This window comes from Micromonospora noduli (assembly GCF_003264365.1).
GTDB classification, from domain to species: Bacteria; Actinomycetota; Actinomycetes; order Mycobacteriales; family Micromonosporaceae; genus Micromonospora; species Micromonospora noduli.
In genome coordinates this window covers 1-388 of record NZ_PYAK01000196.1, presented here as the reverse complement: position 1 = coordinate 388, position 388 = coordinate 1, and the positions used below count along the sequence as shown (strand labels likewise).

General features: G+C 56.2%; 1 protein-coding gene. It reads left to right on the top strand.

What is annotated here, in order from left to right:
- Positions 1-79 precede the first annotated feature (79 nt).
- Positions 80-388 (top strand): tRNA-dihydrouridine synthase (locus GUI43_RS35260; protein ID WP_211326814.1); only part of this gene is annotated, 309 nt, incomplete at its 3' end.

Here is a 388-nt window from a genome sequence, read left to right as displayed (position 1 = left end):
GCCAAATAAAAATCATATTGGCGCGCCCGTTTTTGCCACGCAACAAAATATCCGTTGCATGTAAAAATCCAATTTCCGATTGGAGGCGCTGCTAAAAAATTGTACAATCTCCACCTTTCCCACTGAATATCCGGCCATTATGCAAATCGGCGCTTATTCCGTTGACACGCCCATCGCGCTTGCACCGATGGCCGGCATCACCGACAAGCCTTTCCGCCAGCTTTGCCGCACATTCGGTGCCGGCTGGGCGGTGGGCGAAATGCTCACCAGCGACCCTTCGCTGCGCCATACCCGCAAAACCCTGCGCCGCAGCGATTTTGAAGGAGAAGAGGGCGTACGCGTGGTGCAGATTGCCGGCAGCGAGCCGGCACAATTGGCCGAAGCCGCG